This window comes from Stenotrophomonas sp. 116085_Sma, from assembly GCF_056479585.1.
In genome coordinates, this window is the sequence record NZ_CM151057.1 from 1,851,384 (window position 1) to 1,863,656 (window position 12,273).

Here is a 12,273-nt window from a genome sequence, read left to right on the forward strand (position 1 = left end):
CGATGGCTCTCTCCCTGAAGGTGTATCAGCAGCGGGCCCTGTCCAGCCTTGCTCAGTTCTTGGAAGACGCACGGTTGAGTGGTCCCGAATCTGCGTTCGAGAGGAACGTGGATCCGGGTCTGGTCACGAACTACAAGCCCATGCCGGGAATGGAAGCCACCCCTTACGTGTGCCTGCGCATACCCACGGGTGGTGGAAAGACCGTGATGGGTGCGCACATCATTCAAGCGGCAGGGGATACTTACCTGGAACGGACGTATCCGCTGGTCATGTGGATGGTGCCCACCACCCAGATCAAGACCCAGACGCTGGAAGCGTTCAAGGATCCCCGTCACCCCTACCGCCAGGAGCTTGATGAGGCTTTCGGTGGCAAGGTGGCGGTGTTCGATGTCGAAGACTTCACTCACATTCGCCCCGCCGATCTGGGCACGAAGGTTTGCGTGGTGATTTCCACGATGGCTGCCCTTCGCGTGGAGAACCAGGACGGCCGCAAGGTCTACGAGCATCACGAGGACTTGGAGACACACTTCGCCGGAAGCGTGTCCGATCTGCCTTATCTGGAGCAGAACGCAGCGGGCAAGGCCATCGCCTCGTTCGCCAACCTGCTTAAGCTTCACGGCCCGTTGGTCATCACCGACGAGGCGCACAACGCCAACACCCCGCTGTCCTACGAGGTCTACCAACGTCTGGGTGCAAAGCTAGTGGTGGAGTTGACCGCCACGCCGGAAGCTAGCAAGAGCAACGTGCTGGTCAGCGTCAGTGCCTTCGAGCTGAAGGTGGCCAACATGATCAAGTTCCCAGTCGTGCTCAAGGAGCATGTGGGGCAATGGGAAGCGGCGGTAGGCAGCGCTGTAGCCCGTCGCAACGAGCTGGGCAAGACCGCGCTTAATGAGCAGCCGGACTACATCCGCCCCATCCTGCTGATCCAGGCTGAGAACGCCAAAGGAACGGCCACTGTGGAAGAGGTCAATCGGCACCTCATCGATATCGAGAAAGTCCCAGAGAATGCCATCGCCATCGCCACCGGCGACCAACGGGAAATCGACGGCGTCGACCTGTTCGCCAAGGACTGCCCCATCGAGGTCATCATCACCAAGCAGGCCCTCAAGGAGGGCTGGGACTGTTCGTTCGCCTACGTCTTCTGCTCGGTGGCCCAGGTCAAGAGCGACAAGGACATCCAGCAGCTGTTGGGCCGTGTGCTGCGGATGCCGTATGCCACCCGGCGCAAGCAGGAGGCCATGAACAAGGCCTACGCCCACGTCACCACCACCCACTTCAACGTGGCGGCGGCAGAGCTGACCAAGTCGCTCATTGACATTGGCTTCAATCCGTTGGAAGCCGTGGGCGCCGTCCAGCGTGAACCGACACCTGGGCCTGGCTTGGGCCTGCAAGGCGGAGCGAATCCTGTCCCCACACCGCCCAAGACGACCGTGGCGGTCAGCAAGCCACCGGACCTGACCAACGTGCCCGAGCGCGACCAAGGCAACGTGGTGTTCGTGCCCTACGGGGAAGGCAAGGGCGGAACGGTCGAGATCACGGGGGAGGTGGATGATTCCACGGTGGAGGCGATCACTCTGGCCGCCCCTGCAAAGGAACGCGAGGAAGTTGCGGCCACCATCGAGCGTCACCAGATCGCTTCCAAGGCCGTCAAGGCTCCCAGCCAGAACGGGGCCGTTTTCAGTGTTCCCCGCCTTTGCGTCATGGAGCAGGGCGAACTGGAGTTCATCGAAAGCGGCGCGGTGCCGCCCGGGTTCATGTGGGATCTGCTGGCTTACCCGCCGGATCTGTCCAGCCTCAAGTTCAACGCCGACAGCCAGACCTTCGAAGTCGATCTGGTGGATGAAAAGGTCACCTACACCAAGATCGACGACGACGTGAACACCTACCTTCCGGGCTTTGCCAAGGACCGGACCGAGGCGGACCTGGTGGGGTGGTTGGACCAGAAGATCCGCGACCCAGCCGTGAAGCAACCCGTGTTGCGGGAGTGGGTGCGCCGGGCCATCAGCGGTCTGTCCCAGGACCGGGGCTTCTCCCTATCGCAACTGCTCAATGGCCAGTTCGTCCTCCGGCGCAAGCTGAGTGAGCAGCTCCAGCTCGCCAAGGTCGAGGCACTGAAGGACGGCTTCCAGCAGGCCCTGTTCGGCGATGCCGCCGAGGTCGTGGTCAGCGACGAGCCCGACGCGATGTTCACCTACCCGGCGGACATGACCCTGTATCCGGCGCACTCCTACTACCAGGGCGGCACCTACCGGTTCCGCAAGCACTACTACCCCTTCGTGGGCGACCTTCAGTGGAAGACCGCTGGCGGTAAGGTGGGCGAGGAGTTCCTCTGCGCCCAGGCCATCGACCAGCTGGACGAGGTGGAGTTCTGGGTGCGCAACTTGGTGGATCGCAGCCAGTTCTGGATGCCCACGGCCAAGCAACGCACCTATCCGGACTTCGTCGCTCGTCTCAAGGACGGGCGCCTATTGGTTGTGGAATACAAGGGCGGGGACCGTTACTCATCCGACACCGAGAAGGAAAAGCGGATGGTGGGCGAGCTCTGGGCGACCAAGAGCAAGGGCAAGGGGATCTACCTAATGGCCCAGCTGAAGGACGAGAAGGGCAACAGCGTCACCGAGCAGTTGAAGGCGGCAATCGGGGCTTAAGCGGGGAGGCGATATGGAAAAGCCAGGACAAGTCCAGAAGGTCGTCAGGAAGACGGCCAGCAGTGGCAAGGTGGACTACGCACCACCAGTTGTGCTCAATGAGACCAGCAAGAGCAAGCTGCACGCCCTGGCTTGGTTCATTCCACATAGCGATGGTCGAACCACATTTTCGCTGAAGCTCGAAGGTTTCGTGAAGGCGAAGGATCAGCCTTGGATCGAGGACAAGGCCAAGACCCTCACGTTGTCGGAAACTTCGTCCCTCCAGCTGCTCAAATACCTACAGACACATCTGCCCCTTGCCGCTCAGTCGGAAACAGGTGAGTTCATCTTAATTCGGGTGGCCAACGGCGAGGCCAACCTGACGGGCCACGATCCTCAAGAACTGGTGGGTGCCCTGACAAAGGTCCTGTCGCAGTCGGAGTTGCTGGGCCATTTGTCCAGCACTGAACTCACGCATGAGTTGAGCACGGCGCTGCGTGGGTCAATCCGTCTGAGCGAGATGCGATCAGCCGTGGCCGAACTGCGCTCCAATCTGGGAAGCGGTGAGGCAGGGGAGCAGACCTATCAGGCCTGGTGTGAGAAGCACTGTTGGGCGTTCGGAAATGCCTATGTGGTCCGTGACGAAGTCAGGGCCATTTCGACTGGAGACAACCTTGACCTGTTGTTGCCGAACGTGATCGCCGGCTATCGGGACATCGTTGAGTTGAAACGGCCGGACAAAGAGGTTCTGCTCTACGACGCCGCTCACAAGAATTATTACTTTTCGGCAGACGTTTCCCGGGCCATCGGCCAATGCCACCGGTATCTGGACATCCTCCACCAAGCTGCGAAAGATGGGCTTCTAGACCACAAAGAGGTGGTGGCCTATCACCCCCGCGCCACGATTGTGATTGGCCGATCGCACGGATGGACCGACGAACAGCAGCGTGCACTTCATGGGCTCAATCGCCGTCTCCACGGCATCTCTGTAATGACCTACGACCATCTGCTGGCTCAAGGCGAGCGCCTTATTGAAATGATGAGCCCCGCAGAGGGTGCTGATGCGGAGTCGGCGGTTGAGGAGGACGATATCCCATGGTGATCATTCGCCGAATCGTCGGGACCTTTCCTAGAGCCTTGCGAAGCCACCCATGTCCAGTTTGAGTCCTCGCGAGAAACGGAAACTTGAAGATCTGTTCGGCATGAGCAGTGGTTACGTCCTCGATTTTTCGAACAATTCTTTTGCTCGGTTCTTCGAAGAGGAGGTTAATCGAGACATCTATGGCGGGGCATACAGTGGCAATGGCTCGTCCAAAGCCAACCACCTGCGCAGCTTCTGGACCAGAGAAGATGACTCGTTGGTGGGGCGGGTCATCCACGGACTGCTAGAGCACTGCCGGGACACCGGGCATTCGGCATTGGAGCGGCAGGCACTCTTCAGGGATTGCGAAGCCATTGCAGCGCGACTGGCGCAAGCCAAGCCGGTGGAGGACATCGAGGCCATCGATGGCGACACAGAAGACTTCCAGAAGGTGGCTAAAGCCGCCAGGGAGTGCTTCGAGCGTAACGAGCCAGAGCAAGGCTTGGATCGGCTACATACGTTCCTGGTCAAGTTCCTTCGCAAGCTTTGCGAGGAGCACGGCATCCCCAGGGACCGGTCGGTGCCATTGGGTGGCCTTATGGGCGCCTACGTGAAGCGCGTCAAGGAAGAAGGTCTTCTGACTTCCCAGATGGCAGAGCACATCCTGAAAGGCGCGACCACGATCTTCGGTCAATACGACTACGTGCGGAACAACCACACGATGGCCCATGACAATCCGGTGCTGGCATACGACGAGGCACTTCTGATCGCCAGCAACGTCGCCAGCACGGTGCGCTTCATCAAGGCCTGCGAGGAGAAGTGGAAGCTCGCACGGCAGCAAGAAGAAGCGGCTGCTGCCGAGGACTTGGAGATCCCGTTTTAGTCGTCTGGCGAGTTGCTACCGCACCCGCACAAGTTGATCCCAGCGAGTGGTGTAAGCCGGCGACAAGTTTTTCTGGTTCATCGCCCACACGGGCTTGGCCAGCGCTGGCCCCTTCGATCGCCAAGCCGAGGACGCCATGCCCATGGTGCCCCGGCCGAACTTCGCGTTGGCCTGGTCCATGACCTTCATGAGCGCTTGCGAGCGGGGGTCGATGCCGGCGAACAGGTCGCCCTGATGGACGTCGCCGTGCGTGAGGTCGAGCAATCCCACGCCGGCTTTCTTGTAGCGGTAGCCGTCCTTCCACATGGCGTTGGCTAACCCTTGCGCCACCAACAGCACTTCGCGGGTGTCACTCGTCGGCCCGATGAAGTTGAAGGCCTTGCTGGGGTGATACTGCGCCGCGCCGGGCTTGAAGGGGTTGGTGTTGAGCCACACCCACACCCCACTCGCCTGGAGCGAGCGCGACCGCAGCTTTTCACACGCCCGCTGGGCGAACGTGGACACGGCTTGCTGGAGGTCATCCAGCGAAGTGACCTCTTGGCCGAAAGAGCGCGACACAACGATCTGCTGCCGCTCCGGTTCCACTTCCTCCAGGTCGCTGCACACCACCCCCTGCAGCTCCCGCTGGGTTCGGGCCAGCGTGACCCCGTAACGGGCCCGCAGGGTGTCGGGATCGGCGCGGGCCAGGTCGGCCGCGGTGAGGATGCCTTCGGCGCCCAGCTTGGCCGTGAGCTTGCGCCCCACGCCCCACACGTCTTCCACCGGATAAGTTTCCAGCTCGGGCGAACCGGGGAGGGCGGTGACCACCCCGTGCGACGTCTTCTTGGCCAGCTTGTTGGCGAGCTTTGCCAACGTCTTCGTAGGACCGATGCCCACGCAACACGGAATGCCCACCCATTGGAGGATCTGGGCACGCGCTTGCCGGGCCATCGCCTCACGTTGTTCCGCCGGCACACCGTCGAACGTCACGAACGATTCGTCAATGGAGTAGACCTCCACGCGCGGGAACCACTCCCGCAGCACCGACACCACGCGACCTGACAGATCACCGTAGAGACCGAAGTTGGCCGAGAAGATTCGCAGCTGCCGCCGGATGTGGGGCGGCACCTCGTGGATGGGCTGGCCCATCTTCACGCCCAGATCCTTGCACTCTTGGCTGCGGGCGATCGCGCAGCCGTCGTTGTTAGACAAGATGCACACCGGCTGGCCGCGCAACGACGGGTTGAAAACCCGCTCGCAAGACGCGTAGAAGTTGTTCCCGTCCACCAAGCCGAACACGTCAACGTTCCCTCTGATCCATGGAGTGCCAATGGCGCATCACGCCTCTTGGACGATCGACACCCCAGCCAGTGCGTCGCCGTCGTTTTCGCGGCGCCGCACCTGGGAGAGCACCCCCTCGAACCGTTCCAGTTCGCCCTCATCGGTGGCGGCCCGCCGGTAGGTGTCCCCGTCGTCGAGCACGTCCACGACAACCGCCACGCCGGTGCCGTCCTCGGCCAGGGTCACCTGACTTTCGTAGATGCAGGTGCCGGTCCAGGAGCGCCAGCAGCGCAGCGTTTCCCCGTCCAGCCACACCGCCCACCGGTCGTCCATGTCGCGCGGCCAGAGGCCCTCGCGCAGGCGCGCCAGATCGTCGGCGGTGAAGGCATGGCCACACCGGATCGGCCAGCGGGGCCCTTCCATCGGTTTGAGCTGGCTCCAGCGGCTTGCATCGTCCATGTCAGCGCCTCCATTGCTTGCGGAAAGACCAGGTCACCACGCCCCACACGTCGAGCTCCACGTCCTCCGGGACGACGATGGGGGCGTTGGCAGGATTGCCCGAATGGAGCTCGTAGCGCCCGGCGCGCAGCCGCAATTGCTTGACCGTGAAGCCGCCTTCCCAACACACCATGACGATGTCCCCATGGCGGGCGGTCAGGGAGCGATCCACCACCAGGGTGTCGCCCGGGAAGATCCCGAACTCGACCATAGACGTGCCCGTGTCCGCTTCAACGTAGAACGTGGCCACCGGGTTTCGAACGACCCGCTGGTTGATGTCCAGCACGTCCTGCGAGCCGTAGAAGTCTTCAGCAGGCGAGGGGAAGCCACACGTGGCCCGCACCGGCAGCAGGAGCAGCGGCAGGGGAGTCGCGTGGAGGTTGGCGGGGCCCAGGTAACCGGGCGGAAGCGTGGTGTCGAGCATGGCGGAAGTCTCTACAAGTCAGAATCACCCGGTGAGACGCACCGGGGAGACAGGCTAGCTCCGCCTCCAGACCCTCGTCATTTAGTATTTCGCTGAACGGGCCCAACCCCTTGTCACTGCGAGGGTGGGGCAAGGCGTGAAACCGATGTGGCGCCGGTCGCGGGCGGTTCCACGCGCAGGACTGGACCGCCTCGGGTATGCTCCTTCGGCGGGGTAAATCGGGGAATCTATGGCAAGGCGTAAGGGCCGCGGGAGGCGGCACTACAGCAGCTACGGCAACTATGTCGTCTCCCAGCGCAGGGAGCTGACCACGGCGTTCGGTGGCATCGACCGGGATGTGGAGCGCCTGTTCCTGGCGCTGGATCCTTATTCGCTCGAATTGTTGTTCCAGGCATACGCCAGCCACTACGGCGGGTCGGCCGGTGCTTACGCCCGAAAGACCTACCCGAACTGGCAATCGGGAGCGGTCCGAATGAGCGGCGAGGTGGCCGAGCGGTTGCTCAACCTGCTTCCACCGCGGCTGCCGTATTCGGTGCGCTACGATCTGGTCAAGAAGCTTCGGAATGCGAACTTCCGGCCCATGACCCGTCATGTTCGCACCACCCAGGAGCGGTGGAGGGAGGATTTGCGACCCGCGATCGAAGAGGTGGTCGCGCACGGGGAAACCGCCAGCCTTTCCGATCGCTTGAAAGGCCGGGTTTCATGGTTGGCCAACGGGGACGTTGCCGCAGCCGAGGCGTTGATGTCCGAGGCCATTCGCGAAGAATCGTTGAGCCGGCTGGCCTATCTGAAAGTGGAGTTTCAGCGGCTGGACGCGATCATCGCCCAGCTCGGCGAATACCAGACGGCGGTGACCCACGCCATCGAATTGCCCCAGGGAAGCATCCAGGTGCACATCGCCATTCCGAAAGTGTCGATGTGGAAGAAGTTCACGAATTGGTTGGGATGACAATGAGCAACGATTTGACGAAAAAGCAGAGCGGCACGGGATTGAGCACCGAGAGTGGGCGATTCCGCCAGGACTTGATCAACCAGCTGACACCCGAGCAGCGCAAGGAGCTGGCCTTAAAGGCCGGGCAGGAGCAGTTGGATCTGGATAAGTCTGATGCCGATGCGGTGCGCCGATTCAACGCGTCGTCCGTGGAAATGCAACGAGATGTCCAAACTGCCAAGGATTTGAATGCTATCGGCTCGGATTTCACGATGGAAAATTCTTACAAGACCGCCAGCGGTGAAACGCGGATCAAGGTGACGAAGAACAACAACACCGTCTGGATCGTGGGATTGGTCGTCATTGCAGTCGTCTTTTTCGTGCTCTTCTCGCGCTGAACCATGACCCGCAAGGTCGTTGTTCACTCCAATGCCAAACGGTTCGTCCAAGTGATTGCCGTGGCGATTCTTGCTGCGGCCACCCTTACCGGCCTAAAGAAAGCATCGCAGTGGTGGCGGGCGCCTCCGGAGGTCGCGGAAATATCGGATACAGCGCCTCCCGCTTCTCTGCCGGCAGCAGCCAATATCCTGGTGGGCCGCAGCTCGGTTATTGACGCTGACACGTTGGAAATTCATGGCACGCGGATCCGCTTGGAAGGCGTTGATGCTCCCGAGGCCAACCAACGGTGTGGGTCGGAATCGCAAGATTGGGCCTGTGGCCAAGAAGCGGCCATGGCCCTTAGCGATTGGATTGCAGGTCGTCCAGTGACCTGTCATCCAAAGGGCGCGGATCGATACCAACGGGTCTTGGCCCGTTGTTTCGTCGGTAATGACGACTTGCAGGCATGGTTGGTGAGCAACGGGTGGGCGTTGGCCTACAGGCAATATTCCGCGGATTACGTGGCGGCCGAGCAACATGCAGAGGCCACGCGGGCAGGAATGTGGCGAGATGACTTTGTTCCGCCTTGGGAGTGGCGGAAGCAGCGCCGCTGAGTGCCCGCTTCATGGGTGAATTCAGCTAGTAAGGGTAAGCATGCCGACATGGAAGCCATCGCGATTGCGAAGTGCCCTGTTCAAGGGGGACGACTGGTTGTTCTCGTCGGATGGAGAAACATTTACCCTCTCTGCCCGCGGGCACGTCCCTTTCAAGGGGTCACTTGTTCTCTTACAGGCGTTCGCCTACCGCCGGAAGAATGCATTTCCCGCCACGGGGGAGTGTAAGTTCGTCATTTCAGGGGAGCGAAGAGATCAACTGCTCGGCGGCTTAAAGCCGGACCAAGCGGAGGAGCTAAAACGCTTTCTCGACCAGCATGTTCCAGAGAGCATCGCCGCGCACGCCCTAAGGGGACAGAAGGCACTCAACGAATGGCAGCGCGGACTTAATCGGCGCCTGGAGACGGATGGCTTTATTGAGCCGGCCACCGTAGAGAAGGTTAGGGACAGCATTCCTTCCCCCATCATTGCTGGACTCCCGACATGGGGGGCGCTGTTCAACCACCCCCAGTTGAGTCCAGCGAGGGAGCGATTCAACTCAAGCTTTCCCTTGCTGGGAATCACGCCATCGTCCTACGTGGACCAAACGGTAGAGCGGCACAATCGCCAAGTCTTCGATAGGGCGCTCCAGCGCTGGTCAAGCGCGTTGAGAAATCAGTTGGAGAGCCGAGGCTGGATCGGCCGTCGAACGGCGGCAGCGATGTTGAAGGGGAGCATGGTTCCCCAGTGGCCGGCTCGCGCATGGCGAGATGTTGCCCCGCCCGAATATCAGCCGTCCGCGGAAGCATGGCTTGAAGCCTCAGTAGCGGCGCACAACGCCGCTTTTGAGGCGCACCAGATGGAGGCCAAACGCTCGTTCTTCGAGCGGGTGGAGTCCAACCCCCTGACCGAGGAGCAGGCCAAGGCAGTGGTCTGCATGGACGACGAGCTGCTGGTCGTGGCCGCCGCGGGCTCGGGCAAGTCCTCCACCATCGTGGCCAAGGCTGGCTACGCGCTGGAACAGGGATTGTGCGCGCCGGAAGACATCCTGCTGTTGGCGTTCAACGCCGACGCGGCAGAGGAGTTGCGTCAGCGCATCGCCAAGCGGTTGGGCCACCTCGATGGGGCTGATCGCATCGCTGCCAAGACCTTCCATGCGTTCGGACTGGAAGTCATCGGCGCGGCGACGGGGAAAATGCCCACCCCGGCGCCTTGGTTGAGCAATGGCAAGGACGAGGCTTTCATCGGCCACTTGGTCGATGAACTTTGTGCCGAGAATCCGACGTTCGCGGCGCAGTGGGATCTCTTCCGATTGCTCTACTTCAAGGACGTGGGGCGGTGGGACGCGCGAGAAGAGCCGGAGGACTACGACCCGGAGAGCCAGCGAAAGCGTGGCTTTCGCACGCTGCGCGGGGAGATCGTCAAGAGCAAATCGGAGCGCCTGATCGCGGACTGGTTGTTCCTCCACGGCGTGAACTACCGCTACGAAGAACCGTATCCCCACGACACCCGCACGGCCACCAAGCGGCAATACCGCCCCGACTTCTACTACCCCGACATCGACGTCTTCCACGAACACTTCGCGCTCAACGCCAAGGGCGAGGCGCCTCCAGCCTTCAAGGATTACCTGGAGGGCGTGCATTGGAAGCGGCAACTCCACCGCGACCAGGGCACCCGGCTGTTCGAAACCACCGCCCATGGTCTGCGCACCGGGGCCGCCCTGGCCGCGCTCAAGGACCTGTTCAAGTCCAGGGGCATCGACCTGGTGTTCGATCCTGACCGCGTCCCTCCGGACAATGACCCGGTGTCGCCACAAGCCATCGCGAAAGTCATGCGCGTGTTCCAGCAGCACATGAAGGGCTCGCGGCAGACGGTCGAGCAGGCCCGTGAACGCATCGGCACATTGCCGGGCGCCTTCGTGCCGCGCATGGAGTTGTTCCTCGACCTCTACGAGGCCGTTGCCCTGCGCTGGGAAGACCGTTTGGCCGCGGAGGGGCTGGTGGACTTCGACGACATGCTCAACCAGTCCGCCGACCACATCGTTGCTGGCCGTTTTCCCTGCGGCGTCAAAATGGTCTTGGCCGACGAGTTCCAGGACACTTCCCGCGCACGAATGAGGCTGCTCCAGGCGATCGTTGACGCCAGCGGTGCGCAGTTCACGGCAGTAGGCGATGACTGGCAGAGCATCTATCGGTTCGCCGGCGCCGACTTGGCGATCATGTCGGGGTTCCAGATGTCCCACCCCCATGCCGCCATCCGACACCTTTCCCAGACGTTTCGGTGCCCGCAGTCGTTGTGCGATCTCACGTCGGAGTTCGTGTCCAGGAACCCGATGCAGTTGGTCAAGAAGGTCTTCACCAGAAACCCATTGAAGGGCCCCCGGGTGAGCGTGGTTGCGCTGCCAACTGTGGAAGACATCCCCGGACGTTTGAAGTCCAACATCCAGTCTCTCTACGACAAACTGCCGGAGCCTACCGACGGGAAGCCGCTGCGCTCCATGCTCGTTCTGGGGCGCTACAGAAACGACAAACCCAAGGAGCTGGAAGCGTGGCGTCAGCGGTTCGGGGACAAGATCGACCTCCGGTTCCTAACCATCCACCGGGCCAAGGGGCTGGAAGCCGATTTCGTGGCATTGCTCAACGTGGTGCAAGACACCCTGGGCTTCCCCAGCCAGGTCCAGGACGATCCCATTCTCCAACTGGCCATGCCCGAGCCGGAGATGTTCGAGTTCGGCGAAGAGCGACGACTGTTCTACGTGGCCCTCACCCGTGCGAAGCGTTCGGTAGTGGTTTACACCACCCAGCACCAACCTTCCCAGTTCCTGGTGGAGCTCCAGGCAGATCACGGCGTGGAAATCGTAAGGACGGAAGGGGAGCCTGCGGAAGCCTGCCCGGTGTGTGGTCAGGGCGTGCTGGTGGAGCGCGTCAATCGTGCGACCAAGGAGGTGTTCCACTCCTGTAGCAGGTTCCCACGTTGCCCACCGACCAAGGAAGACTGAAGTGGGTCAGGGCGCTTGAACGGGTCGGAGCAACTGGCGGTCGAGAAGATCCAACAGAGCATCCGCAACATCTGCGGCGGCCACCGCCCAATCGTTGTCTTCTCCGAAATACGTCTCCTCCAGCGGGTCTTCCTTGCCGCCATGGAAAAGGTTGTTTCTAACGCGTCGCATCGCAACGACCAAGGCTTCGGCGTCGTTATGGGGCAGGTTGACGGGCTGGTAGGTCGCCCGTGGTCGGCCCGTCTGGTCAAACTCAATGCGCTCCCTTTTCGGCCGATTGCGTGGTGGAGCAAGCAGCTTTCTCTGAGTGGGAAGGGGAACGAGTGCGACGAATGCTTGCCCCAAGCGCGCCACCGCTCGATCCACCTTGTTCCAGTCCACGTCTACCACGGGAACGGGGGCAGGTGCTGGCAAGGCGCTGAGACGCACATCGATCTCGAATGAGCCGATCTTGAACACCTTCCAGATGGGCGGTTTTGGGGTCTTGGTCTGAAAGAATTCGCTAGTCTGCTTAAGCTGGAACTCAAGCATTCCGAAGGCTTTCAATAGCCGATAGGCTTTGTCGGGTGATACGGGCATGGACTCATCTTAGTCCAGCTT

Annotated in this window: 11 protein-coding genes; 7 read left to right on the forward strand and 4 right to left on the reverse strand. The window is 61.5% G+C overall.

Annotated elements, in window-relative coordinates:
- Nucleotides 1–2 precede the first annotated feature (2 nt).
- The 3 genes from ACZK0Z_RS08620 to ACZK0Z_RS08630 are packed head-to-tail and all read left to right on the forward strand — an operon-like array spanning nt 3 to nt 4,591.
- The gene (locus ACZK0Z_RS08620) at nt 3–2,648 is read left to right on the forward strand and encodes a DEAD/DEAH box helicase (protein WP_006375715.1); all 2,646 of its coding nucleotides are present in this window, start codon (nt 3–5) and stop codon (nt 2,646–2,648) included.
- A 13-nt stretch (nt 2,649–2,661) separates the two neighbouring features.
- Nucleotides 2,662–3,729: a Shedu anti-phage system protein SduA domain-containing protein gene (locus ACZK0Z_RS08625; RefSeq protein WP_006375713.1), complete on the forward strand. Its 1,068-nt coding sequence runs from the start codon at nt 2,662–2,664 to the stop codon at nt 3,727–3,729.
- Between the two features lie 49 nt (nt 3,730–3,778).
- Nucleotides 3,779–4,591, forward strand: coding sequence for an abortive infection family protein (locus ACZK0Z_RS08630; RefSeq protein WP_006375711.1), 813 nt, complete (start codon nt 3,779–3,781; stop codon nt 4,589–4,591).
- Between the two features lie 15 nt (nt 4,592–4,606).
- Here ACZK0Z_RS08630 and ACZK0Z_RS08635 read toward each other — a convergent pair whose 3' ends face one another.
- The 3 genes from ACZK0Z_RS08635 to ACZK0Z_RS08645 are packed head-to-tail and all read right to left on the reverse strand — an operon-like array spanning nt 4,607 to nt 6,773.
- Entirely contained in the window at nt 4,607–5,869 is a 1,263-nt protein-coding gene (locus ACZK0Z_RS08635) for a Y-family DNA polymerase (RefSeq protein WP_049400618.1), read from the reverse strand.
- 39 nt (nt 5,870–5,908) lie between these two features.
- On the reverse strand, nt 5,909–6,310 hold the full coding sequence (locus ACZK0Z_RS08640) for a hypothetical protein (RefSeq protein WP_006375707.1): 402 nt from the start codon (nt 6,308–6,310) through the stop codon (nt 5,909–5,911).
- Between the two features lies 1 nt (nt 6,311).
- Entirely contained in the window at nt 6,312–6,773 is a 462-nt protein-coding gene (locus tag ACZK0Z_RS08645; RefSeq protein WP_006375705.1) for a LexA family protein, read from the reverse strand.
- Nucleotides 6,774–7,002: 229 nt separating this feature from the next.
- Between ACZK0Z_RS08645 and ACZK0Z_RS08650 the strand changes: the two genes are divergently transcribed.
- The 4 genes from ACZK0Z_RS08650 (at nt 7,003) to ACZK0Z_RS08665 (ending at nt 11,673) form a co-directional block, all read left to right on the forward strand.
- The gene (locus tag ACZK0Z_RS08650; protein ID WP_049400617.1) at nt 7,003–7,722 is read left to right on the forward strand and encodes a hypothetical protein; all 720 of its coding nucleotides are present in this window, start codon (nt 7,003–7,005) and stop codon (nt 7,720–7,722) included.
- A 2-nt stretch (nt 7,723–7,724) separates the two neighbouring features.
- Nucleotides 7,725–8,102 (forward strand): hypothetical protein, encoded by a 378-nt coding sequence (locus tag ACZK0Z_RS08655; RefSeq protein WP_032971159.1) that lies wholly within the window; start codon nt 7,725–7,727, stop codon nt 8,100–8,102.
- A gap of 3 nt (nt 8,103–8,105) precedes the next feature.
- Nucleotides 8,106–8,696, forward strand: coding sequence for a thermonuclease family protein (locus ACZK0Z_RS08660; protein ID WP_080103076.1), 591 nt, complete (start codon nt 8,106–8,108; stop codon nt 8,694–8,696).
- 64 nt (nt 8,697–8,760) lie between these two features.
- Nucleotides 8,761–11,673 (forward strand): UvrD-helicase domain-containing protein, encoded by a 2,913-nt coding sequence (locus tag ACZK0Z_RS08665; protein WP_049400616.1) that lies wholly within the window; start codon nt 8,761–8,763, stop codon nt 11,671–11,673.
- 6 nt (nt 11,674–11,679) lie between these two features.
- On the opposite strand, the gene ACZK0Z_RS08670 is transcribed toward ACZK0Z_RS08665, so the two are convergent.
- Nucleotides 11,680–12,252, reverse strand: a complete 573-nt coding sequence (locus tag ACZK0Z_RS08670) for a hypothetical protein (protein ID WP_006375657.1) — start codon at nt 12,250–12,252, stop codon at nt 11,680–11,682.
- Between the last annotated feature and the right edge of the window lie 21 nt (nt 12,253–12,273).

Bases quoted from the DNA above. Each gene is read 5' to 3' on its own strand.
- ACZK0Z_RS08620 (WP_006375715.1), top strand. From the start codon at position 3: ATGGCTCTCTCCCTGAAGGTGTATCAGCAGCGGGCCCTGTCCAGCCTT.
- ACZK0Z_RS08625 (WP_006375713.1), top strand. From the start codon at position 2,662: ATGGAAAAGCCAGGACAAGTCCAGAAGGTCGTCAGGAAGACGGCCAGC.
- ACZK0Z_RS08630 (WP_006375711.1), top strand. From the start codon at position 3,779: ATGTCCAGTTTGAGTCCTCGCGAGAAACGGAAACTTGAAGATCTGTTC.
- ACZK0Z_RS08640 (WP_006375707.1), bottom strand. From the start codon at position 6,310: ATGGACGATGCAAGCCGCTGGAGCCAGCTCAAACCGATGGAAGGGCCC.
- ACZK0Z_RS08645 (WP_006375705.1), bottom strand. From the start codon at position 6,773: ATGCTCGACACCACGCTTCCGCCCGGTTACCTGGGCCCCGCCAACCTC.
- ACZK0Z_RS08650 (WP_049400617.1), top strand. From the start codon at position 7,003: ATGGCAAGGCGTAAGGGCCGCGGGAGGCGGCACTACAGCAGCTACGGC.
- ACZK0Z_RS08655 (WP_032971159.1), top strand. From the start codon at position 7,725: ATGAGCAACGATTTGACGAAAAAGCAGAGCGGCACGGGATTGAGCACC.
- ACZK0Z_RS08660 (WP_080103076.1), top strand. From the start codon at position 8,106: ATGACCCGCAAGGTCGTTGTTCACTCCAATGCCAAACGGTTCGTCCAA.
- ACZK0Z_RS08670 (WP_006375657.1), bottom strand. From the start codon at position 12,252: ATGCCCGTATCACCCGACAAAGCCTATCGGCTATTGAAAGCCTTCGGA.